The sequence below is a fragment of the Glutamicibacter sp. genome (genome assembly GCF_032154645.1).
Classification (GTDB): Bacteria; Actinomycetota; Actinomycetes; order Actinomycetales; family Micrococcaceae; genus Glutamicibacter.
Window position 1 is genome coordinate 1 of record NZ_JALDXV010000010.1, and the last position, 22677, is coordinate 22677.

21 protein-coding genes and 1 tRNA gene are annotated in these 22677 nt (G+C 55.8%); 12 read left to right on the top strand and 10 right to left on the bottom strand.

Annotation, left to right across the window (positions count from 1 at the left end):
* Positions 1–771: CPBP family intramembrane glutamic endopeptidase (locus RUH64_RS09985; protein WP_313813055.1), on the bottom strand; the 771-nt coding region annotated here is incomplete at its 3' end.
* Between the two features lie 103 nt (positions 772–874).
* Here RUH64_RS09985 and RUH64_RS09990 point away from each other — a divergent pair.
* A tRNA-Arg gene (locus RUH64_RS09990) sits at positions 875–948 on the top strand.
* Between the two features lie 162 nt (positions 949–1110).
* Here RUH64_RS09990 and RUH64_RS09995 read toward each other — a convergent pair.
* Complete coding sequence (locus RUH64_RS09995; RefSeq protein WP_313813056.1) at positions 1111–2802, bottom strand: FAD-binding dehydrogenase; 1692 nt, start codon at positions 2800–2802, stop codon at positions 1111–1113.
* 287 nt (positions 2803–3089) lie between these two features.
* Between RUH64_RS09995 and RUH64_RS10000 the strand changes: the two genes are divergently transcribed.
* A complete protein-coding gene (locus tag RUH64_RS10000) occupies positions 3090–4307 on the top strand; it encodes an MFS transporter (protein ID WP_313813057.1) in 1218 nt (405 codons plus the stop codon).
* On the opposite strand, the gene RUH64_RS10005 is transcribed toward RUH64_RS10000, so the two are convergent.
* Positions 4304–4750 carry an Lrp/AsnC family transcriptional regulator gene (locus tag RUH64_RS10005; RefSeq protein WP_313813058.1) on the bottom strand — a complete coding sequence of 149 codons (447 nt, stop codon included), beginning with the start codon at positions 4748–4750 and terminating at the stop codon, positions 4304–4306. The genes RUH64_RS10000 and RUH64_RS10005 overlap by 4 nt on opposite strands.
* A gap of 158 nt (positions 4751–4908) precedes the next feature.
* Here RUH64_RS10005 and RUH64_RS10010 point away from each other — a divergent pair, with 158 nt between their 5' ends.
* The 6 genes from RUH64_RS10010 (at position 4909) to RUH64_RS10035 (ending at position 10329) form a co-directional block, all read left to right on the top strand.
* On the top strand, positions 4909–5640 hold the full coding sequence (locus RUH64_RS10010; RefSeq protein WP_313813059.1) for a LysE family translocator: 732 nt from the start codon (positions 4909–4911) through the stop codon (positions 5638–5640).
* Between the two features lie 144 nt (positions 5641–5784).
* Positions 5785–6474 carry an ABC transporter ATP-binding protein gene (locus RUH64_RS10015; protein ID WP_313813061.1) on the top strand — a complete coding sequence of 230 codons (690 nt, stop codon included), beginning with the start codon at positions 5785–5787 and terminating at the stop codon, positions 6472–6474.
* Positions 6471–7079, top strand: coding sequence for an energy-coupling factor transporter transmembrane component T (locus tag RUH64_RS10020; protein ID WP_313813062.1), 609 nt, complete (start codon positions 6471–6473; stop codon positions 7077–7079). Before RUH64_RS10015 ends, RUH64_RS10020 begins: the two co-directional genes overlap by 4 nt.
* Before the next feature lie 49 nt (positions 7080–7128).
* A complete protein-coding gene (locus RUH64_RS10025) occupies positions 7129–7710 on the top strand; it encodes a biotin transporter BioY (RefSeq protein ID WP_313813064.1) in 582 nt (193 codons plus the stop codon).
* A 4-nt stretch (positions 7711–7714) separates the two neighbouring features.
* Positions 7715–9154 (top strand): class I adenylate-forming enzyme family protein, encoded by a 1440-nt coding sequence (locus tag RUH64_RS10030; RefSeq protein WP_313813065.1) that lies wholly within the window; start codon positions 7715–7717, stop codon positions 9152–9154.
* Entirely contained in the window at positions 9151–10329 is a 1179-nt protein-coding gene (locus tag RUH64_RS10035; RefSeq protein WP_313813066.1) for a thiolase family protein, read from the top strand. Before RUH64_RS10030 ends, RUH64_RS10035 begins: the two co-directional genes overlap by 4 nt.
* Here the strand turns inward: RUH64_RS10035 and RUH64_RS10040 are convergent.
* The 6 genes from RUH64_RS10040 to RUH64_RS10065 form a co-directional block, all read right to left on the bottom strand.
* Positions 10319–10660: a metal-sulfur cluster assembly factor gene (locus tag RUH64_RS10040; RefSeq protein WP_313813067.1), complete on the bottom strand. Its 342-nt coding sequence runs from the start codon at positions 10658–10660 to the stop codon at positions 10319–10321. The genes RUH64_RS10035 and RUH64_RS10040 overlap by 11 nt on opposite strands.
* Before the next feature lie 175 nt (positions 10661–10835).
* On the bottom strand, positions 10836–11180 hold the full coding sequence (locus RUH64_RS10045; RefSeq protein ID WP_313813069.1) for a metal-sulfur cluster assembly factor: 345 nt from the start codon (positions 11178–11180) through the stop codon (positions 10836–10838).
* Positions 11181–11194: 14 nt separating this feature from the next.
* Complete coding sequence (gene sufC / locus RUH64_RS10050) at positions 11195–11953, bottom strand: Fe-S cluster assembly ATPase SufC (protein ID WP_313813070.1); 759 nt, start codon at positions 11951–11953, stop codon at positions 11195–11197.
* Positions 11954–11999: 46 nt separating this feature from the next.
* Complete coding sequence (gene sufD, locus RUH64_RS10055) at positions 12000–13280, bottom strand: Fe-S cluster assembly protein SufD (protein ID WP_313813072.1); 1281 nt, start codon at positions 13278–13280, stop codon at positions 12000–12002.
* Positions 13281–13282: 2 nt separating this feature from the next.
* The gene (gene sufB, locus RUH64_RS10060) at positions 13283–14743 is read right to left on the bottom strand and encodes a Fe-S cluster assembly protein SufB (RefSeq protein ID WP_313813073.1); all 1461 of its coding nucleotides are present in this window, start codon (positions 14741–14743) and stop codon (positions 13283–13285) included.
* The gene (locus tag RUH64_RS10065) at positions 14740–15525 is read right to left on the bottom strand and encodes a metalloregulator ArsR/SmtB family transcription factor (RefSeq protein WP_313813074.1); all 786 of its coding nucleotides are present in this window, start codon (positions 15523–15525) and stop codon (positions 14740–14742) included. Before RUH64_RS10065 ends, sufB begins: the two co-directional genes overlap by 4 nt.
* 197 nt (positions 15526–15722) lie before the next feature.
* On the opposite strand from RUH64_RS10065, the gene RUH64_RS10070 reads away from it, so the two are divergent.
* Genes RUH64_RS10070 through RUH64_RS10080 form a run of 3 tightly spaced genes read left to right on the top strand, consistent with a single transcriptional unit; the run spans position 15723 to position 18403 of the window.
* Complete coding sequence (locus RUH64_RS10070) at positions 15723–16676, top strand: ABC transporter ATP-binding protein (protein ID WP_396276005.1); 954 nt, start codon at positions 15723–15725, stop codon at positions 16674–16676.
* A complete protein-coding gene (locus tag RUH64_RS10075) occupies positions 16673–17434 on the top strand; it encodes an ABC transporter permease (protein WP_313813076.1) in 762 nt (253 codons plus the stop codon). Before RUH64_RS10070 ends, RUH64_RS10075 begins: the two co-directional genes overlap by 4 nt.
* A gap of 30 nt (positions 17435–17464) precedes the next feature.
* Positions 17465–18403, top strand: a complete 939-nt coding sequence (locus tag RUH64_RS10080; RefSeq protein WP_313813078.1) for a COX15/CtaA family protein — start codon at positions 17465–17467, stop codon at positions 18401–18403.
* A 479-nt stretch (positions 18404–18882) separates the two neighbouring features.
* On the opposite strand, the gene RUH64_RS10085 is transcribed toward RUH64_RS10080, so the two are convergent.
* Entirely contained in the window at positions 18883–19830 is a 948-nt protein-coding gene (locus RUH64_RS10085; protein ID WP_313813079.1) for a heme o synthase, read from the bottom strand.
* Positions 19831–20561: 731 nt separating this feature from the next.
* Here RUH64_RS10085 and tkt point away from each other — a divergent pair.
* Positions 20562–22676, top strand: coding sequence for a transketolase (tkt, locus tag RUH64_RS10090; RefSeq protein WP_313813080.1), 2115 nt, complete (start codon positions 20562–20564; stop codon positions 22674–22676).
* The last annotated feature ends 1 nt before the right edge of the window (position 22677 follow it).

The following is a 22677-nucleotide window of genomic DNA, read 5'->3' on the forward strand; positions in this document are numbered from 1 at the left end:
CTTCAGCAATAGATGAAAAGGTTCAGATTGCTGCTTGACAGACATAGAAGAGTCCGCGTGTGCCATTGCGCATGGCCAGACGCTTCCTGAGATCGTGCGTAGCCATCCGAAGAACGCACCAACCACAATGCACATTCCGCACATGAACACCAACCCCCAGGCCCCTTCCGCGAAGGGATAGTTGTACCCCAGCAGGATCAACGGCGCGTGCCACAGGCCCCAAATCACACCAGAAACGAAAATGGCGGGGACTCGTCCATATTTCTGCAGGCGTGGCCATAACCATCCGCGCCAACCGATCTCTTCACCCATCGCGGGCAAGAGATTCACCAGGGTTGCAAGCAAGATCGATCCAACCTGACTCATAAGATAAGCTCCGGTTCCTTGCGAGCCAGCCAGAAAATGAAGAATCGTAAAGTTCTTGAGGTCACCGGGAAAGGTACCCAACCACGTTCCAATGTATACGGCTTGAATAGTCAGAAAAACTGGAAGCGCAATTGCCAGCAGGAGACACCAGAGCAAACGCTTGGGATATTTCAACGGCCAGAGACCCACGTCTCTGACAAAACTGGACATCCTTGCTTCAATAGCACAGACCACCACTGCTGCGATGGTCGGAGTGGACATCATCGCTACTGCAAACAATGTGAATCGTGAATTATTGAGGCCTCCGTCGACCCAGATCGGCAAAGCGACCAACCATGCGAGAAAGCAACTTAGCAGCATAAAGATCAAGATGGCCGTTGAATTAGTAATTTTCCATCGTTGCACTTTAAGATCACCAAATCAGATTCGAGAGTACGTACCTATTGACCACACTAGACACATCGAATCGTAATTTGAGCGTCGCATAAGCTAAACTAATTCCGGTTACGCCTCCTTAGCTCAGCTGGATAGAGCAAGAGCCTTCTAATCTCTAGGTCGTGGGTTCGAATCCCGCAGGGGGCACTAAGGAAACACCGCCCTTCATTTGGTTAAACATATGAAGGGCGGTGTTTAGTTATTCAGCATTTCGCCTTTTCGCAGCAAGGTGCGGACTGGCCACATTTCCAATACCGAGTGCATAGAACAGTTGTACCAAAATCGGGTTGCTACGGATGTTTTATAGCGTCAGTCGTTCAGGTCGCTGACAATTCCGCGCCCAGTTTCACGGCCGCTGAAGAGACACCCTCCAAGGAACGTCCCCTCCAATGCGTTGTAGCCATGCATTCCACCGCCCCCAAATCCGCTGGCTTCCCCAACAGCATAGAGACCGTGAAAAACTGCACCATCCATTCTTAGGGCACGCCCTGCCAAGTCAGTTTGAATTCCACCCAATGATTTTCGAGTCAATGTATGCAATTTGACAGCGATCAGAGGGCCATCTCCCTTTGCCAGAATTGGGCGTGGCGCTACGACTCGCATTAGCTTGTCGCCAATATATCGTCGCGCGTTGTGAATGCTCTGAATCTGTGCATCTTTCGAAAATGCATTCTTAACTTGTAAATCCCTGGCTTCAATTTGCTCACGCAAGCGAACAGCGTCAAGATGCGCATCGGGAGCAATTTCATTCATCTTGTCAACAAGTAGTTCGATACTAGGTGCGACAACGAAGTCCTCTCCATGACGCAAAAAAGCGGCGATTGACGCTGGGGCCCCTTTGCCAAAAAGACGGTCCTTGAGAACAGCCTTTCGATCACGGTCGGTGATATCAGGATTCTGTTCCGACCCCGAGAGCGCAAACTCTTTCTCAATAATTCTTTGGTTCAAAACAAACCAGGAATGGTCGTGGCGGCGTGCCCGCTCGTTAGTCCGAAGAAATCTTAGGGTTCCAATAGTGTCGTGTCCCGGTATGCCGGGGACTGGCAGTCGATGCCCCTCAGCGTCGAACCATATCGAACTTGGCCCAGGGAGAATTCGTATTCCATGTTGTGGCCATATTGGGTTCCAATTGCGGATTCCCTCGGTGTAATGCCACATGCGATCACGATTCACCAGCCTTGCTCCAGCCGCTTCCGCTATCTCCAGACCACTGCCGTCGACATAGGCAGGCACACCAGTAATCATGTCGTCTGGAGCCCGCCCAAGCCGTTCCGGCCAGTACTGTCGCACAAGGTCGTGATTACCTCCGATTCCTCCGGAAGCAAGTACCGTCGCGCGTGCCTCAATCACAAATTCCCCTGACACTTCTCGCGAAGACTGCGTACCTCGCGGGCTATCGTCAGCGACCAGCACTTGACCTCGACAGCCCGTCACGTTCTCAGAATCAACCAAAAGCTCGGTGACGCGACATCGATTCAAGAAGTGGAGATTTCCTTCTGCCTGAGCATCCAAGGATTTTTGAACAAATGGCTCAGATACTCCGGTTCCGGTCCCCCAAGAAATATGAAATCTGGGCACCGAATTACCATGTCCTTGCGCATTTCCATCACCGCGCTCAGCCCATCCGACGACAGGCGTCAGCTCAATCCCCTGCTGTTTGATCCATGCCCGCTTCTCACCGGCAGAGAATTCAACATACTTTCGTGCCCACCTAATTGCCCACGAGTCCTCGTCCTGTTGACGATCAAATTGGGCACTTCCAAGCCAATCCGACCAGGCAAGTTCGAATGAGTCTCGGATTCCCATGCGACGCTGCTCCGGTGAATTAACGAGAAATAGACCTCCGAAGGACCAATAAGCTTGACCGCCCCAGTTAAGCGAGTTCTCTTGGTCCAGCACAATAACTTTGAGCCCGCCGGCTACAGCCTCAACTGCGGTGACCAGTCCGGAGAGACCAGCCCCAATGACAGCCACATCCGCCTTCAATCTTTTCACGCTCATCGCGATTCTCCGCATCCCTTGGTACGACCGTGACCCGAGACTACGTTGAATCCTCAAATTGCGCTACTAACAATGGGCTCTGACGTGGTGCAAATTCAAAGAGTTCTATCGGTTACTCAGCTATCGCGTATAAATCAACGCCCGCGGATAATTTTCACAGATTTGAACCAGCTGAGCGGAGCCGGAGAAATGAAACATAATGTGCATCCACGCCGATTACCTCACACGTGTCTCGCGGCCATTGAGATAAACTGAATCCGAATTACTAATCGGAAGGCAAGGGGTAAATGACCCAAGCAGTCAAGAGCTATACGCGGGAAAAAATGTCTGAGAAACAAAGTCTCAACATCATATTTTTCATCGCTGGCTTGTCTTTCGCCTCATGGGCCGGACGCCTATCTGTCATTGACGCAATTTTTGACTTCTCTGGCCTTACACTAGGGACTTTCCTACTTTGCATGACCACGGGAACTCTGTTCGGCATAAGCATTATTCCGACCATCAGCAGGAAAGTTAATACTAAGAATCTCCTTTTATTCTTACCACTATTACTTTCCGCTTGCCTAATTGCTCTCGGTTTTGCAATTTCCATAACAAAAGATCCAACAACTGCTTATATTATTCTATTCATCAATGGTGTATTTTTTGGCTGCCTGGATATCATGATGAATGTCAGTGGCGCGCGCGTTGAACGCCACTTAAATCGAAGTATTATGCCAATATTTCACGGATTCTTTAGCTTAGGAACCTTGGTTGGTGCCGGAATTGCCACTGCAACTATTAGTGTTCACATGTTTACGATTTGGCACTTTACTCTTGTTGCACTCATCATCGTTTTCCTCACGATGCTGTCTCAGCGCGGCTTGCGTGGGTGGGAAAACGAGAACTACAACAAAGACAAGTCGCAGTTGTCGACACCCACCAATTCCGACTCTCAGAAGCTCGGAGCGCTCCTACTTATCGGACTCATGGTTGCCGGACTTAGTTTTGCCGAAGGTTCCGCCAATGACTGGATTGCAGTTGCCGCTGTCAGCGGGCACGGCTTACCACATCAGGCGGGCGCGCTGATGTTCACCCTATTTGTTGCAGCTATGACAATTGGGCGTTTCACTGGCGGGCGCATGATTGATTCAATGGGTCCCAAGCGAACCCTAATGATCATGGGCACCATTGGTCTTGCAGGAATTTGCCTATTTATTTTGGGAGACGGACCGTTCATCCTAGGGGTATCCGCAGTGATGTGGGGGCTCGGAAGTTCTCTCGGCTTCCCAGTTGGCATGACGATTGCAGCTTCACAAAGCAGTCGATTGGGCCCAAATGCTGTGAGTATTATCAGTGCTTTTGGATATGGTGCAATGCTCGCCGGGCCACCGCTGATTGGATTCATCGTAGATCATGTCGGGTTGCCCAACGCGTTGTGGCTGGCAGCAGCCGTGATGGCCACGTCACTGATGCTCACACCGCGAGTGGCACGTAATTCCCATAGGTCACCGCAGAAAATCTAAACTGGAAGGATTGCCTGCCCCTTTATATTTCGCATCACGATGGTGCTTGTCAGTTTCTCGACGGCTGGTAGCCCAACCAGCACTTCGTCGTAGACGAGCTGATAATGAGCCAAGTCCTTGGCATATACGCGCAGAAGGAAATCCGGCTCGCCGAATAGTCGTTGTGCTTCAACGATTAGCTCTTCCGCCTCAACGGCAGATTCAAATTCTTTGAGGTGCGCACGATCTCGCAGCGTGACAAATACTAGGGCCTCGAATCCGAGACCCACAAGGTCTGGATTAAGCACGGCCTGATAACCGGCAATTACCCCTGAACGTTCTAGCTCACGAATTCGTCGATGACAGGGCGCAACAGACAGACCAATTTTTGAAGCTAGACTAGTTGCGCTCATACGCCCATCCATCTGCAGCTCCGCCAGGATCGCACGATCAAGATCATCCATGGGTTAATCGTAGCTCACAAGAATTTTGCGTTGAATTACAGAAAATATGAACTTCTTTGCGCAAATATTGGCTACCGAGACTTTATTCGCAAGCACATTTCGCTCATATTTTCATAGTCTTATCATCGCAACCAATTATCAACTACTGAACTCAGGGCATGATGGACCTCGCGCAGATCTCAACTTTCTTAGTCGTATCAGTAACCCTGGCCTGCACTCCCGGCGCCGATTGGGCCTACATTATTTCTTCCGCACTCAAGAAGGACAGCTACTACGTGGCTATCTGGGGCCTCCTGTCCGGATATTTGGTGCATACACTGTTACTTGCCTGCGGCATTGCGGCCCTTGTCGCCGGATCTCCTACCCTTCTCACTTGGCTGACAACCGCCGGAGCCCTGTACCTGTTGTGGTTGGGCCTCTCCACTCTTCGCAGCTGGAAAGCTGCAAAATTCTATAACAATGACTCGCTGAATACCGCTATCGAACCTCAACGAGACGGTAGGGGTTTACCGCTGCCAGCCGCTATCACATCAACGACCACTGCGATCATCGCAGAACGCAATATAGAAGCTTCCATAGACAGCAAGCGATCACAGTACTTCAAAGGCTTGCTCACGAGCGGAACAAATCCCAAGGCATTATTGCTCTATGTTGCGCTGATCCCTCAATTCATTGACCCTTCAAGCGCCATGCCGGTTGCATTCCAAACATCGCTTTTTGGGCTCGGTCATTTTCTAGTTTCAGTTGTCATTTATTTTGCAGTTGCCAAGGTGGCGCGTCGTTTGCTCCGCTCACGCCCAGCGGCAGCACGTGTCGTAACCATGTGCTCCGGCATCATCATGATCGTCATTTCCCTGATGTTGTTTTGGGAACAATTCAGCGTTGTATAGATGGCATCTTGAACAGTGATCAAGAAAATTGAACAGTGATCAAGTATGCTCTTTAGAAGTGGTGCAACCGCCACTTTCAAGTAACAGCTGAAGCGGCCAATTCGAAACTGCTTCAGTACCGTAGAAGAGGATCGCTGACTCACCGTGGACCTGCCGCAGATTCGACTTGAGAACGTCACCGTCACTGTTGAGAACAGAGACGTGCTCAAGGACGTCTCGTTGACGCTGAACGAACATCGTATTGGAATCATTGGGGCCAACGGGGCAGGAAAGAGCACGCTGTCGAGACTGATTAATGGTCTGGTACTACCAAGTCGCGGCACCGTTTTCATCGATGAGCTTTCAACAGCAAAACACGCGAAACAGATCCGCAGAGATGTAGGTTTCGTATTTCAAAACCCTGCGAACCAGATCATCATGCCTCTGGTTGCCGACGATATCGCGTTTGGACTAAAAAATCTGGGAATAAACGCCAACGAACGTGACGCGCGTGTAAGGGCAACCCTCGAAGAGTTGAACATCTGTCATTTAGCAGACCGCGAAAGTCATACACTTTCTGGCGGTGAGCAACAAATGGTCGCATTGGCCGCAGTGATTGCCATGCAGCCTCGAACCATCGTATTTGACGAACCAACTACGATGCTTGACCTGCGCAACCGTCTGGCCTTCCAAAAAGAAATATCTAGACTTCCCCAGAGAGCTATAGTCATCACCCACGACCTGGAAATCCTCGAAGATTTTGATCGTGTTTTGGTCGTGACGAACGGTCAGATATCTTTCGATGGATCTCCGGATCCAGCCATCGCGCACTATACCCAGTGGAGCAGGGCATGATTGCCGCGAAGAACTCCTCATGGCTTTCGAAGGTTCCTGCAGGCTGGAAGTTCGGAAGCTTGCTGCTGATCAGCATCGCCTTGTACCTGATCAGTTCCTGGCAGGTCCTGCTCATGCTACTCGTCATCAGCGTCGCCGTGCTCGTCTCGGCAAGGGTCGGATTCGCCCAACTGCGCGGACCACTAACCACGCTCTCAATCATCTTGGGAATAGTATTCATAGCGCTCGGACTGCAGACCAGTTGGCTCAACGCTAGCGTCTCGGTCACTCGACTATTGACTCTTTGCCTCTTCGCCTATTCAGTCAGCCTGACCACTAGCTTTAACGCAATGCTGGAACTTTTCCAACGAGTCGCTGCACCGCTACGGCACATCGGAGCGAATCCGGCACAAATCGCTTTAGCCCTATCCATGGCCATTCGCTTTATCCCGGAACTTCGAAGAGTTTATTCCGAGGTCAGAGAAGCCCAGCATGCTCGTGGTTTGGGCAACAACCCCTTCGCGGTCAGCGTTCCATTGGTGATCCGAGCCCTCCGGATAGCTGATGAAACCGCCGAAGCATTAGATGCACGTGGGTATGATTCGGCACCCGCTGACAACCGTTAATTCATACAACCCATCATCACTTGATATCACCCAACGTTAGGAGCCCGTTATGACTACAACAGCCGTTCGTCCCTCGCAGACGAAGAACACTGTATATATCGCAGTTTTCGCCGCACTCATCGCAGCCATGGGGTTAGTACCCCCAATCACCTTGGGCATCGTTCCGGTTCCTATCACGCTGCAAACACTAGGAGTCATGCTCGCTGGAGCGATTCTGGGTCCATGGCGGGGTGCGATGGCATCACTCGTTGTCGTGGTCCTATCCTTGGCAGGCCTGCCGTTGTTGGCCGGTGGCCGTGGCGGGCTTGGCGTACTCTTCGGCCCCACCGGCGGCTACCTAGTTGGTTGGGTCTTTGGTTCATTCGTCATCGGTGCCTTGTTCAAGTACTGGGTCATTCGCATCGAATCCAGGACCGCTCAGATTTTCGCTGGTCTTGTGTCCACCATTGTGGGAGGCATCGTCGTGATCTACGCGTTTGGTGTTCCTTGGACGGCGGTTGCCACCGGTCTTGACCTGAAGACTTCACTAGTAGGTTCCCTTGCCTTCCTTCCTGGTGACTTGATTAAGGCTGTAGTTGCAACCTTGGTGGCACTCACCGTCCACCGTAGTTACCGTGGTCTGCTCAAATAGAATCATGGACTTCACTCGGTCTTTAGAATTTTGGGCCCGAAGCGCACCGGAACGGATTGCTGTCGCAACGTTCAGCAAGGAACTCAGTTTCCTTGACCTTGCACTTCGGGCCCAAACTTTTGCTCAGCAGCTGCAAGATCTCCCATTTAGAAGAATTGGGATCTGTACAACCGACCCAATCAACATGGCGGTTGGCTTCTATGCTGCGATTCTCGCCGAAAAGTCGTTGGTCGTTCTTGATCCTTCATGGCCTGAGGAACTAATTACAAAAATGTCTGGTCAGCTGGGTGTGAATGCTGTTATCTCGGAAACAGAACTAACTGACCGTTTGACATCGATTCAACAACTTTTGCTTGCACCTCCTAAACCTCTTGACGAACTGCAACGTGTCCACTCAACCCGTCTTCCCAATCGAGAAATGTTGGTGATTTGTACCTCCGGTTCAAGCGGACTGCCGAAAGCAGTTGTTCGCACCCAAGAATCATGGCAGCAATCCGTATCGATAGGTTCCGATATTCTTGGTGCGCTCCCGGCCTCAACAACAATTTGCCCAGGCCCAATTTCCCACGGTCTAGGCCTCTACGCCCTAGTCGAATCCATAGCCAACGGCGGCACGTTGATTGCCGGTGGGTACTTTAACTCGAGAATTGTTCAATCACTCATGGAGCGCCACGCGTGCACTCGACTGGTATCCGTTCCAACGATTATTGATCGCATGCTCAGACTCCTGCCGCGACAAGTATTAGCTTCATTGACCACAGTCGTCAGCGGAGGCGAACCGCTCGATCAACGGATCGTCAATCAGCTGTTCAAACTGCCCGCATTTGAGGATTGCATCGAATATTACGGAAGCAGCGAACACAGCCTCATAGCCTTCCGACATCGTAATGTCGATGAGGTGGTCGACCGCGAATTCATCGGCAACATTTTTCCAAGCGTCAAAATTCACATCCATGATCCAAGACCGGTCAGTGGACTTGGTGAAATTTTTGTCGACAGTCCCTTCAATGCCAGTGGCTACGACTCCAGTTCCGGCGAAGGTATTCGACGATGCAAAACGTCAATTAGCGCTGGAGACCTGGGCAGAATTACCGCAGAAGGAACACTTGAACTCAAGGGACGCGGCGGTGAAATGATGAATCTCAACGGCAACAACATCCACCCCAGCGAAATCCTCGAAGTCTTCACGAAATGCGGAATCTCAGAAGTACGGGTGGGTGTAGAGTCGCGCAACGGCGAACCGATACTGGTTGCCTACACCTGCTCCGCTTCGATCCCCACCACCGATTTAATACTGCATCTGAACAAGGCACTGCCTCGATATAAAATCCCGCGCGAACTAGTATTCCTTTCTTCATGGCCAACCACGAATAGCGGAAAAACTGCATTCACCGCACTCTCCAAATACGAACACCACGTGATGAAACGAGTTGAATTGAGATGAATGATGCATTCGTCATTAACGCCCGGCGGACACCTATCGTCCGCGCAGGAAAACAATTCTCACGGCTTGGTGCTGAAAAGCTGCTGGGCAAGGTACTCGACACCCTGCTTGACGACGTTGCTATCGCCCCTGACGAGGTGGACCATGTCTTTGCAGGCAATGCAGCGGGACCGGGTGGAAATATTGCCCGGGTTGCAGTGCTGGCGTCGGCGCTTCCGGAAGGTATCGGTGCGACCAGCCTTGATGCCCAATGCGCAAGTGGATTGGAAGCCATTGCTGCTGCCGCTCGAATGATTCGCTGTGGAGAAGCCGAAGTGGTCATTGCCGGTGGTGTTGAATCGGTCAGTACCGCTCCATGGCGTATGAAAAAGTGCACCGATCCGATGGAAGAACCTCGACTGTATTCAAGGGCTCGGTTTACTCCAGAGCCAAACCCCGATCCAGACATGGGAGTTGCCGCAGAAAACATCGCCAGGCGATTCGGCATCGACAGGCAACGGCAGGACGAGTTTGCATTGCGCAGTCATCAACGCGCGTTGGAGGCCAGGTCTCGAGGAGACTTTGACGCGGAGCTTGTCCCCATCGCCACGGCTGACGGGCTGGTCAACAGCGACACTTGCCCTCGACCCGGCCTGAGCACGCGAAAATTGCAGGCACTAAAGCCAGCCTTCGCCCCCGGCGGCAGCGTAACGGCCGGAAATTCATGCCCTATCAATGACGGTGCCGCGGCGGTGATGCTGGTCAGCGGCAAGGTGCTTCGTCGGTTGAACCCCGGGTTCGCATTGAAGTACCTAGCTTCGGCTTCGGGTGGATGCGATCCAGAAGTGCTTGGCATGGCAGCGGTACCTGCCTATGAACGGCTTGCTAGAATCTTGGGTGACTCCCCCGCACAGGCAGATTCACTGATTGAGTTCAATGAAGCTTTCGCGGTTCAGGCCCTTGCCTGCCTAGATGAACTTGGTATCGAGGATCACCGTGTAAATCGAGAAGGCGGGGCGTTGGCCTTGGGCCATCCCTATGGGGCAAGCGGCGCTGTCCTCACAACACGTCTGTTTTGGCAGGCACACAGTGCTGCACTGTCGGGACAACGGGCGGTGGCATTGATGGCGGCGGCTGGCGGAACGGGCTCGGCAATTGCCTTTGAAATTACGACAGCCTCCCCGGTTACAGGTTGAACCCCAGGGCTCTCATCTGGTCACGGCCATCATCAGTATTTTTCTCTGGTCCCCACGGCGGGGTCCAGACCCAGTTGAGGTGGTAGACGCTGACAAGATTCTTTAGTGCCAGCTTCACCTGCTCTTCAATCATCTCGGTGAGAGGACAGGCAGCAGTGGTCAAAGTCATATCAATTTCAAGGACAGTGGACTCCCCATAGCGCAGTCCGTACACCAACCCAAGGTCGACAATATTCACGCCGAGCTCGGGATCGATGACATCTTTGAGAGCTTCTTCGATTTCACCGATGGGGCGGGCAATCCGTGTGCTCGTGCCACGCGAGTCTTCCAATGTAACCTCCTATATTAGGTAGCCCTTTTATGATTACAGAAGACTATACGTGCGTTATGGGCCCCATGGCTAACGCCATGCCGAGTCCAGACCTCGCAATGAACGCCTGTACATTAAACAGAAACCGCCGGGACAGAATTTTTCATTCTGTCCCGGCGGTTTCAATTAGCCATAGCTAGATGTTGAAGCCAAGGGCTCGCATCTGATCGCGACCGTCATCGGTGATTCGTTCTGGACCCCAAGGCGGCATCCAGACCCAGTTCAGCCGGTGTTCGTCTACAACGTTTTCCAGCGCCTTGCCAACCTGCTCCTCGATAATATCGGTCAGCGGGCAAGCTGCGGTGGTTAGCGTGAGATCCAACAGAAGCGCGCCGTCGTCGGCGTACTTCAGTCCGTAAAGCAGACCAAGGTCGACAATGTTGACACCCAATTCAGGGTCAATGACGTCCTTTAGCGCTTCCTCGACATCCTCCAAGGGAGTCGTTGTGGCCCCCTGGTGCTGTTCGGTCGATTCGCTCATTGGAATTTCCCTATCTAGGCGTTGACGTTGATGTAACGGTCGTAGCCTTCTTCTTCCAGGCGGTCCGCCAATTCTGGACCGCCCTGCTCTGCAACCTTGCCATCCACGAACACGTGCACGAAGTCTGGCTTGATGTAGCGCAGGATGCGGGTGTAGTGGGTGATCAGCAGGGTGCCCATCTGGTTCTCGTCCTGAGCGCGGTTAACACCTTCAGAAACGATCTTCAGCGCGTCGACGTCAAGACCGGAGTCGGTCTCGTCGAGAACTGCAAACTTAGGCTTGAACAGCTCAAGCTGCAGGATCTCAACGCGCTTCTTCTCGCCGCCGGAGAAGCCTTCGTTGACATTGCGCTGTGCGAAGTCGGCGTCGATCTTCAACTTGCTCATTGCTTCCTTGACGTCCTTGGTCCAGGTACGCAGCTTAGGAGCTTCGCCGTCGATAGCGGTCTTTGCGGTGCGCAGGAAGTTGGTCATGGTGACGCCTGGTACCTCGACTGGGTACTGCATCGCCAGGAACAGGCCAGCCTTGGCGCGCTCGTCAACACTCATCTCCAGCACGTCTTCGCCGTCCAGGGTAATGGAACCCGAGGTGACGTTGTAGCGTGGGTGGCCGGCGATGGTCGACGCCAGGGTCGACTTGCCCGAACCGTTAGGACCCATGATTGCGTGGGTCTCATTGGTGTTGATGGTCAGGGTTACACCCTTGAGAATTTCCTTCTCGCCCTGCTCGGTGTCGATCGAGACGTGCAGGTCCTTGATTTCCAGAGTAGACATACGTCGTTCCGTTTCTTTCTAAAAAGCTGATGAAGACAGGCGCTGACTAGTTGTCAGTTGCAGCCAGTTCGGATTCGATGGTGTCGGTCAGACGCTCCTGCAGAGCCTCGTCGCCGATCTGCTGAACGATTTCGTTCAGGAAGCCACGAACCACCAGGCGGCGTGCGGTCTTCTCATCGATGCCGCGGGCCATCAGGTAGAACAGGTGCTCATCGTCGAAGCGGCCGGTGGTCGATGCGTGTCCCGCACCGTCAATCAGACCGGTTTCGATTTCGAGGTTTGGCACCGAGTCGGCGCGGGCGCCGTCGGTCAGAACCAGGTTGCGGTTCGCTTCGTAGGAGTCGGTGCCCACAGCGGCCTTCTGGATCAGCACGTCGCCAACCCAAACGGTGTGTGCATCCTTGCCCTGCAGCGCGCCCTTGTACAGCACGTTCGACTTGCAGTTTGCCACTGCGTGGTCGACGAACAGGCGGTGCTCCAGGTGCTGGCCTGCATCTGCGAAGTACAAGCCGTACAGTTCAACCTCGGCGCGTTCGCCGGTGAAGCGAGCCGATGGGTTCACTCGCACCAGGTCGCCACCGAAGGTGACTGCCACGTGCTTGAAGGATGCACCTGCGGCGACCAGTGCCTGCTGCGAGGAAGCGTGAACGGAGTCATCTTCCCACGCCTGCAGGGATACGACGGTCAGGCGAGCGTTCGGGCGAACGTCGAATTCGACGTTCTGTGCGAGCACTGCCGAACCCACGTGGTCCAGCACGATGGTTGCTTCGGAGTTTTCCTCCGCCACAACGATGATGTGCTGTGCCGCGGCATCCAGCGATTCGCCGGTGATGCGCAGGGTGGCCTTTTCGCCCTCGGCGTTCTTTGGAACGGTCACTACCTGCGAGGTGGCGGCGTACTTCCAAGCGTTGGCCGAAACGCGGTCGTCCGGGGTGTGGGCGATGCCGTTGAGCACGTCATCCGCTGGTACCTCGGTCAGGGTGACAACGTCGCTGCCGTGCAGTTCAACCTTTGGCGCTGCGCCGGTCAGCTCGTCGCTGTGCAGACCCTTGATGCGCTTCAGCGGGGTGAAACGCCAGTCTTCTTCACGGCCGGTCAGCTTGGCGAAGTCGTCAACGTTGTAGCTGGTCAGGCGGCCTGCTCGCGAGGAGTCAGGCACACCTGCGCCGCCGCCGTGGCTGTGGGCCTTGGCAGCGGAGCCGCCCAGAGGCGAGCTGCTGTTTTCGTTGATCGGCGAAAGGTCTTCGCCCTCTTCGGTGAAGCCAGGGATGGATGGTGCGCCGATGCGCGCCTTCTCTTCTGGGATATGGGTGGTGGTCTCCGACATTCTTAGCCGACCGATCCTTCCATCTGAAGTTCAATAAGGCGGTTCAGTTCCAGGGCGTATTCCATTGGCAGCTCGCGGGCGATCGGCTCAACGAAGCCGCGCACGATCATTGCCATGGCCTCGTCCTCGGCCAAGCCGCGGGACTGCAGGTAGAACAGCTGTTCCTCGGATACGCGGGAAACGGTTGCCTCGTGGCCCATGGTGACGTCGTCTTCACGTACGTCGATGTATGGGTAGGTGTCCGAACGCGAAATCTGGTCAACCAGCAGCGCGTCGCAAACCACCGAGTTCTTGGTGCCCTTGGCGCCCTCGCGGACCTGCACCAGGCCGCGGTAAGCCGAACGGCCTCCGTTACGAGCCACCGACTTGGCAACAATTGCCGAGGAGGTGTTCGGAGCGATGTGCACCATCTTGGAGCCGGTGTCCTGGTGCTGGTCTGCGCCGGCGAAGGCGATCGACAGGGTCTCGCCCTTGGCGTGCTCGCCGACCAGGTAAACGGCTGGGTACTTCATGGTGACCTTGGAACCGATGTTGCCATCGACCCATTCCATGGTTGCGCCCTCTTCACAGACGGCGCGCTTGGTCACCAGGTTGTACACGTTGTTCGACCAGTTCTGGATCGTGGTGTAGCGAACGCGGGCGTTCTTCTTCACGACGATTTCTACAACGGCGGAGTGCAGCGAGTCGGACTTGTAGACCGGTGCGGTGCAACCCTCGATGTAGTGAACGTAGGAACCCTCATCAGCGATGATCAGGGTGCGCTCGAACTGACCCATGTTCTCGGTGTTAATGCGGAAGTACGCCTGCAGCGGGATCTCCACGTGGACGCCCTTGGGAACGTACACGAAGGAGCCACCGGACCAGGCGGCGGTGTTCAGCGAAGCGAACTTGTTGTCGCCGGCTGGAATGACCGAGCCGAAGTACTCCTGGAAGATCTCAGGGTATTCCTTCAAACCGGTGTCGGTGTCGAGGAAGATGACGCCCTGACGCTCAAGGTCTTCGCGCAGCTGGTGGTAGACAACCTCAGACTCATACTGAGCTGCAACGCCGGAAACCAGCGCCTGCTTTTCAGCCTCTGGGATGCCCAGCTTGTCGTAGGTGTTCTTGATGTCTTCTGGAAGGTCTTCCCAGCTGGTTGCCTGCTTCTCGGTGGAGCGGACAAAGTACTTGATGTTGTCGAAGTCAATGCCGGAGAGGTCTGGACCCCAGGTTGGCATTGGCTTGCGGTCGAAGTACTTCAGAGCCTTCTGGCGGATGTCAAGCATCCACTCTGGCTCGCTCTTCAGAGCCGAGATGTTTGCTACGACATCCTTATCGATGCCGCGGCGAGCATTCGCTCCGGCAACGTCCTTGTCGGCCCAACCATATTCGTAATTACCGATTCCCTGGAGTTCAGGGTTCTTCTCCAGAATCTCGGAAATTACACCTGGGTCTGCAGACTCCTGTGCAATCTGATCCGTCATCGCGGCCTCTCCTGCTTCGTGAACTGAATTCGAGTTCTCTTCTCGGCGCGCACTGGCGCCTTTTCACGACCCACGGGGATGTGGGTCGTACACACGTGTCCGCCTCCGGCCAGGGTCGAGAGCCTACGCACATCAACCCCAAGCAAACGGGCGAACATTTCAGTTTCCGTGTCACAAAAGACCGGAAACTCCCGTGCCAAGTCTTGTATCGGGCAGTGTCCTTGACACAGCTGAACACTGTGCATCAGGGCAGTTGCCACTTTCGTATCAACCTTGCGGGTATAACCCACAAATCCATCAGCACTGAGCAATTCGCTCAATACCTCTGCGCGGGCCTCAAGCCCTTCAACGCCTGCCAGTGCCTTGGCGTAGCGGGCCTCCATCGTTGCAAAACGGTCGCTGGCGAATTTGCGGATTGCATCCTCGCCAGCAGCCTGGCCAAGTACCTTCAACGCATCCGTGGCAATTTCCAAGTAATCGTTTCCGAGCTTGGCCTGTCCACGGTGGGAAAGCACATACCGGCGAGACGGGCGACCTGCGCCAGTCTTCTGGTTGGCTACCAGTTTTACTTCAACGAGCCCGGCCTTTGACAGGGCATCAAGGTGACGGCGGACCGCCGCGGGTGTGAAGCCGAGCTTGTTTCCAAGTTCAGCCGCACTGACCGGACCATCTTCTAGAACTGCGTTCAAGACCCGGTCGCGCGTGCGTTCCTCTGTATCACCCGGGACACCGACAAGTGCCGCGTCCGAGCCACTCTCTGAGTTTGATTTAGATGAATACACAACACAATCATGCGTAAATTTTGGCTGTCAGTCTAGTAAGGAAGGACTTACTAAGGATGAGCTTTCCCGCCTAGTGATTTCGCCAATTATTGACCTACAACTTTCCTCTTCAATTCTCTCGCGCAACGATGCCCATCTCGAGCAATCGTGACAAACCACTCAGCAAATGTGACTTCGACGTGGCGTAGAATGCTGTGGTGTCTTCTGTAACCCCCAGCCTTGTAATTAACGAGCTGGCCAAAGATTTAGGTCCTGTTCCGGCCTTGGACAATCGCATGCTGCGAGTCTTGGAGTCGGTGTCGCTCAAGGCCTACCCCGGCCAGGTCACAACACTTCTAGGGTCCAACGGCGCCGGTAAGTCGACGACGCTCGCCTGCGCTCAGGGGCTATTGCGCCCCGAAGGTGGAACTATTGAACTGCTGGGCCAAGACCCCTACGGCGACAAGCCGGAACTTCGCGCCCGTGTCGGCGTGATGTTGCAGGACGGCGGCCTGCCACCGTCGATGCGCCCGATTCCCCTCCTGCGACATGTTGCATCCCTTTACCGCAATCCCATCGATCTTGACGTCATCATCAAGCGCCTCGATCTGGAGTCCTTCGGTTCAAGAACCATCCGCAGGCTTTCAGGCGGACAGAAGCAGCGCGTCGCCCTGGCCATCGCCTTGGCGGGCGACCCGGAGGTCCTTTTCCTCGACGAACCAAGCGCGGGACTCGACCCCCAGTCGCGACAGGTGGTCTTCGACCTCATTGCGGAACTGCGTGACGCTGGGAAGGCAATCATCCTCACCACGCACCTGATGGATGATGCACAAAAACTCAGCGACTACGTCTACATCATTGACAAGGGCTGCACCGTCGCCCAGGGCACCGTCTCGGAACTGATTGCCCGCGCCCAAGAAGAACATGATGCCCGGCCGGTTTCATTCAGTGCACGTTCTGGACTGAACCTGCCACAGCCGCCGGAAGGCCTGTACCTCACAGAAACCTCTGCCGGTCAGTACCGGCTGGATGGAGTGAGCTCGGCAGATCATCTACATTGGCTCACCGGCTGGTGGGCGCGTGAATCGATACTTCCAACTCAACTTAATCTGCAGGCGCGCAGCCTTGAAGACGTCTTCCTTGAATTTGCCCAGAAGGAGGAGCAGGCATGAGCCAAACTACTGCCGAACCCCGCGCCGTCTCGCCGCTCAAACGCATTTTGATTCAGGGAAAATACGAGTCAATTCAGATGCTGAGCAATGGCGAGCAATTGATTCTGGCGGTCGTCATGCCGATGATCGCACTGTTCGTTCTGACATTCACGGATCTGATCTCTGACATCGCCGACCGCACCATCGATGCCGCGGTTCCAGGCGTCCTGGCCCTGTGTGTCATTTCCACCGCCTTTACCGGACAGGGAATCGGAACCGGTTTCGATCGCCGCTACGGCGTGCTGAAAATGTTCTCCACGACCCCCCTGGGGAAAACTGGACTGATCTTCGGCAAGGTCATTGCGGTCCTTACCGTCTTGCTTATTCAGGTAGTCCTGATCAGCGTCGCCGCTCTGCTGATGGGCTGGCAGCCGAATCCTTGGGGCATCCTGCCCGGCATCCTGTTTCTTTTGCTCGGAGCAGCGGCTTTTACTTCCTTGGGGCTTCTGATCGCAGGCACCGTGCGCCCGGAGGCCACCTTGGCCATCACCAACCTTGCCTGGATTCTTTTGGCTGGCGCCGGCGGTGTACTCTATCCGCTGAGCATGGCGCCGGCGTGGATACAGCCGACGCTGAACGCCCTGCCATCGGCCGCCTTGGGCGACGCCATGCGCGACGCATTGATTGACGGCCATTTCAACTTTGCCGCCTTGATCTTCTTGGTGCTTTGGGCCTCGGTGGGCTCCTTTGCATGCATCAAGAAGTTCAAGTGGACCTAAACCACCATTCGAATCTAGAGGGAGATTCCCATGCCTTCAGACCTAGCTTCCCGAAGCTGGTCCGCGAAACTGCCGACAACTGTCACCCGCTTGGTGCACGGTCTGGCGATCGCATCGCTGATCTCGCAGATCGGCATCATTGTCACCGGTGGCGCTGTCCGACTCACCAAGTCCGGGCTGGGTTGTTCGAATTGGCCCAATTGCGTACCGGGGTCGATGACGCCGGTACCAGAAATGGGCATCCACGGATTAATCGAGTTCGGCAACCGGACCTTGACCTTCGTCCTGCTGGTCATTGCGGTTGCATTCCTTGTGGCCATCTGGAACATGCGATCCACCCATAAGACGCTTTTCACCCTTGGCATCGTCCTTTTGGCCGGCATTCCTGCACAGGGCGTCATCGGAGGCATTACCGTATGGACCAAGCTGAATCCATGGGTTGTTTCCCTGCACTTCCTGCTATCCGGTGCACTGGTCATTTTGGCCACCCTCCTAGTCAATCGCACCGGCGCTGAGCTCAAGAAGCAGCCTTCGGAGCCAACAACAAAGAACATCCGCATTGTTTCCTATGCCACCTGGATCCTCTCCATGGTCGCGGTCATTCTGGGAACCATTGTCACCGGCACGGGCCCCCACGCCGGTGATGAGAACGCTCCACGGCACATGTTCGACACCCTGCTAGTAACGCGTCTACACGCCGCGCCCGTGTACATGCTGGTCCTGGCAACCATTGCCCTGGTAATCCTGGTGTACAAGGCGGGCGGCAACGCACGCCTGCGGAAATCGATCTGGTGGATGGTCGCCGTGATCCTGCTGCAGGCCGCTATCGGCTACACGCAGCATTTCACTGGGCTGCCGATCCTGCTGGTGCTCTTCCACATGTTTGGTGCAAGTCTTCTGCTCGCCTCCACCACCGACGTGTGGGATCGAGCCAACCTGCTTCCTAAGTACGAGCTCGCTTCCAAGTAGTAGACAACAACTCACACCTACTCAAGGTTCCACGGCCCAACTCGGGTGGTGGAACCTTGCTCTTTAACCCGCATCCCCTCCTGTTGCCGACTACTGGAAGGATGATATTCGAACTGCCTAGGCGCACGTCGCGAGCACCAACTGGCATTCCTATTAACAACCGTCCTCGAATGACCTGCCCACAGGCGTAATTTTTACCGTCATGCCGAGAGGCAGATGCGAAGGAACTATGCGCGTAGTTCGGTGGTCACAGCCACTGTGGTCCCCTGCCGCCTTGTCGAAATCCGTCGTGCTTCGAGGCCTCGGACTCCCGTTGCATCGCTTTTTACTTGGCACCGTTTGGCACGGCATCACGGCGCAGGTGCGAGCTGGAAAGGCAGCAGCTAATTCCCCTGCATGAATTCACGAATGCAAAAAGCCTCGGCCGCAGATTCTTTTTCAAGAATCTGCGGCCGAGGCTTTAGCGGTCCGCGTGAATGCTACGGGATCAGCGGTCCGCCGACGAATGGATCGATTGCCAATGCAAGGAAAAGAATCGTCAGGTAGGTGATCGAAATATGGAAGACCTTCATCGCCTTGCGGTTGACCTCGGCAGGCTTATGATCCGACTGGGCCTCGTGGTACAGCACGTGGGCTTCGTAAATGAACCACAGACCGGCCACGCTGGCGACGACCGTGTAAACGATGCCCGCGCCGCCCAGCGGCACGAGCAGCAGCGAGCAGACAACGGTTGCCCATGCGTAGAGGACCACCTGCACCGAAACACGACGGGCGTTGGCGATTGCCCCGAGCATCGGCACGGAAGCTGCGTTGTAATCATCTGCATACTTCATGGACAGCGGCCAGTAATGCGGCGGGGTCCAGAGGAAGATGACCAAGAACAGGATGATCGCTGGCCATTCAATGGTGTCCTTAACTGCGGCCCAAGCGATCAGAACCGGCATGCAACCTGCGATGCCGCCCCAGACAATGTTCTGAGCGGTGCGGCGCTTGAGGATCAACGTGTAGAAGACAACGTAGAGCAGGATTGCAGCCAGGCCCAATGCCGTGGTTAATGGGTTGGTTCCAAACCAGAAGACGACCAGCGAGGCAACGGCCAATACCCATGAGAAGATCAGCGCTTCCTTGGGTGTCAAATCTCCGGTCACCAAGGGGCGGCCCTTTGTTCGCTTCATCAGCTTGTCCATATCGCGATCGATATAGCAGTTGAATGCACCCGAAGCGCCGGCAGCCATGGCGCCGCCAACGATGGTGGAGATCATGAGCCATACCGACGGGAAGCCACGCTCAGCAAAAATCATGGTCGGAAGGGTGCTCACCAGCAACAATTCAACAACGCGAGGCTTGGTCAGCGCGAGATACGCACTGGCCTTGCGGTTGATGAAGGCGCCGAGAGCCTCTTCAGGCTGGCGCGATGCGCGTGGCACTGACGTGCCAGCGACACTTTGAGTCTTCAATTAAACGCACTCAGTTCTTCACGGGTACAAGGACAGACACAACTTATTCTACGCTCAATAGAAATTGAAAGAAACTCTCCGCCGCAAGATCATGCCGGAATATCTAGTGATCTCAGTCAACTTCGCAACGATAATTTGCTGTTACTCCGCCTTCGGATTCATCGCTCTGGGCCGTCGCCCACCGTCCAACATGCGAACCTCAGGCACCCACTACGCCGACCACCATGAGGGATGTGTCCACCACCACCTAAGCACTCTCGTCCTCGCGTCCTCTCGTGGGAACCATCTCACGCAATCATTCGCCTGATCGGTTTTCATCACCGAGCCGTGCAGGCTTGTCACCGCGAACAAAGAATAAATCATGTATCAGATACCTACACAAGGACTTATCTTGATACTGGGATGTAACGGAGCTAAGTTCTGGCATCTATTCCCTCGGCGTGAAAACCAACCAAATCAACACTGCGGGCACTGCGCGGAACACCCCCATGACTGCGGGGCTGAAAACCTGTCTAGATTCTTCTCATGTCATCTTGCTTAACCCGCGCATCACAGGGCGGTTTCGCGATAGAGTTGAACTTGATTGCGCCGTCGCGAACCATGACCCCTTAAGCTCGAGCACCGGGTACATAGGACCGACGGCGTATTGCGTGTCAGCGGGAGACATCTCCCGTCCAAGCCTGAATGGAAGGAACGCCGCCGTGGCGACTGAATCCTTAGTAGAAGAGTTCTCACTCACCGAGTTGGACCACAAAGCCATTGACACCACCCGTGTCCTGGCCGCCGACGCTGTAGAGAAAGTTGGCAATGGCCATCCCGGCACTGCCATCAGCTTGGCTCCGGCCGCCTATCTGATCTTCCAGAAGCACCTGCGCCACGATCCCAAGGACCCGAACTGGATCGGCCGCGACCGCTTCATCCTCTCCCCTGGTCACACCTCGCTGACCCTGTACCTGCAGCTCTTCCTCTCCGGCTACGGACTTGAAATGGAAGACATCGCCGCGCTGCGCACCTGGGGCGCCAAGACCCCCGGCCACCCGGAATACGGCCACACCGCCGGCGTAGAAATCACCACCGGTCCACTGGGCCAGGGCCTGGCATCCGCCGTTGGTTTCGCCTACTCCCAGCGCCGCATGCGCGGTCTGATGGATCCGGATGCGGCAGCGGGCACCAGCCCGTTCGACCACACCATCTACGTCATCGCCTCCGACGGCGACCTGCAGGAAGGCGTCACCTCTGAAGCCTCCTCGCTGGCAGGCCACCAGGAACTCGGCAACCTCGTCGTAATCTACGACGACAACAAGATCTCCATCGAAGACGACACCGACATCGCCTTCACCGAAGACGTGCTGGCACGCTACGCCGCCTACGGTTGGCACACCCAGCGTGTGGACTGGACCGAGACCGGCGAATACGTTGAAGACCTCGGCGCCCTGGACGCGGCGATCCGCGCCGCCAAGGCCGAGACCGGACGCCCGTCGATCATTTCGCTGCGCACCATCATCGGCTGGCCGTCGCCAACCAAGCAGAACACCGGCGGCATCCACGGCTCCAAGCTGGGCACCGAAGAGGTCGCCGGCCTGAAGAAGGCGCTGGGCTTCGACCCAGAGGCCAACTTCGCCATCGACGACGAGGTGCTGGCCCACGCCCGCGAAACCCTCACCCGAGGCGCCGCAGCCCACGAAGCCTGGAACCAGGACTTCGAAGCATGGAAGCGCGCCAACCCTGCCAACGCAGAACTACTGGCACGACTTGAATCCGGCAAGCTCCCCGAGGGCTGGACCGAGAAGCTCCCGGTCTTCGAGCCGGGGTCCACGCTGGCCACCCGCGCCGCCTCCGGCAAGGTCATCAACGCCATCGCCGATGAACTGCCCGAGCTCTGGGGCGGCTCGGCCGACCTTGCGGGATCGAACAACACCACCATCGCCACCGCGAAGTCATTCGCCCCCGAACGCCGCGCCACCGACACCTGGTCCACCAGCCCCTACGGCCGGGTGCTGCACTTCGGCATCCGCGAGCACGCGGCGGCATCGATCGTGAACGGCATTGTGCTTTCCAGCCCAACCCGCGCGTTCTCCGGCACCTTCCTGATCTTCTCCGACTACCAGCGCCCGGCCATCCGCCTGGCTGCGCTGATGGGCGTACCGTCGATCTTCGTCTGGACCCACGACTCCATCGGCCTGGGCGAAGACGGCCCAACCCACCAGCCGGTCGAGCAGCTGGCCTCACTGCGCGCCATCCCGAACTTCGACGTGGTGCGCCCGGCCGACGCCAACGAGGTGGCCTACGCCTGGCGCGGCATGCTTGAACTGACCGACACCCCATCGGGCATCGTGCTCTCCCGCCAGAACCTGCCGATCTACGACCGCTCGGCCGCAGGCTTCCGCGGCGCCGAGGGCACCCTGAAGGGCGGCTACATCCTGGCCGAGGCAGTGCGCGAGGGCGCAGAGGTCACCCCGGATGTCATCCTGCTGGCCACCGGCTCCGAGGTTGAGTTGGCGGTCGAGGCCCGCGAGGCGCTGGCGGCGAAGAACATCGCGGCCCGCGTCGTTTCCCTGCCAAGCCACGAATGGTTCGCCAAGCAGGACGACGCCTACCGCGAAGAGGTCCTGCCGGCAGCCGTGACCGCCCGTGTCTCTGTTGAGGCAGGCGTGGCCCAGGGCTGGCGCGAGCTGGTTGGCGCGAACGGCGAGATCGTCTCCCTTGACCACTTCGGCGCATCCGCCGATTACAAGCTGCTGTACTCGGAATTCGGCATCACTACCGAAGCTGTAGTGGCCGCCGCCGAGAAGTCAGTACAGAACGCTGCCAAGTAAA

Coding starts and splice junctions, on each gene's coding strand:
- sufB (WP_313813073.1), bottom strand. CDS start 14,743: ATGACGGATCAGATTGCACAGGAGTCTGCAGACCCAGGTGTAATTTCC.
- RUH64_RS10005 (WP_313813058.1), bottom strand. CDS start 4,750: ATGGATGATCTTGATCGTGCGATCCTGGCGGAGCTGCAGATGGATGGG.
- RUH64_RS10025 (WP_313813064.1), top strand. CDS start 7,129: ATGACTACAACAGCCGTTCGTCCCTCGCAGACGAAGAACACTGTATAT.
- RUH64_RS10020 (WP_313813062.1), top strand. CDS start 6,471: ATGATTGCCGCGAAGAACTCCTCATGGCTTTCGAAGGTTCCTGCAGGC.
- RUH64_RS10000 (WP_313813057.1), top strand. CDS start 3,090: ATGACCCAAGCAGTCAAGAGCTATACGCGGGAAAAAATGTCTGAGAAA.
- RUH64_RS10075 (WP_313813076.1), top strand. CDS start 16,673: ATGAGCCAAACTACTGCCGAACCCCGCGCCGTCTCGCCGCTCAAACGC.
- RUH64_RS10080 (WP_313813078.1), top strand. CDS start 17,465: ATGCCTTCAGACCTAGCTTCCCGAAGCTGGTCCGCGAAACTGCCGACA.
- sufC (WP_313813070.1), bottom strand. CDS start 11,953: ATGTCTACTCTGGAAATCAAGGACCTGCACGTCTCGATCGACACCGAG.
- RUH64_RS09995 (WP_313813056.1), bottom strand. CDS start 2,802: ATGAGCGTGAAAAGATTGAAGGCGGATGTGGCTGTCATTGGGGCTGGT.
- sufD (WP_313813072.1), bottom strand. CDS start 13,280: ATGTCGGAGACCACCACCCATATCCCAGAAGAGAAGGCGCGCATCGGC.
- RUH64_RS10045 (WP_313813069.1), bottom strand. CDS start 11,180: ATGAGCGAATCGACCGAACAGCACCAGGGGGCCACAACGACTCCCTTG.
- RUH64_RS10035 (WP_313813066.1), top strand. CDS start 9,151: ATGAATGATGCATTCGTCATTAACGCCCGGCGGACACCTATCGTCCGC.
- RUH64_RS10030 (WP_313813065.1), top strand. CDS start 7,715: ATGGACTTCACTCGGTCTTTAGAATTTTGGGCCCGAAGCGCACCGGAA.
- RUH64_RS10010 (WP_313813059.1), top strand. CDS start 4,909: ATGATGGACCTCGCGCAGATCTCAACTTTCTTAGTCGTATCAGTAACC.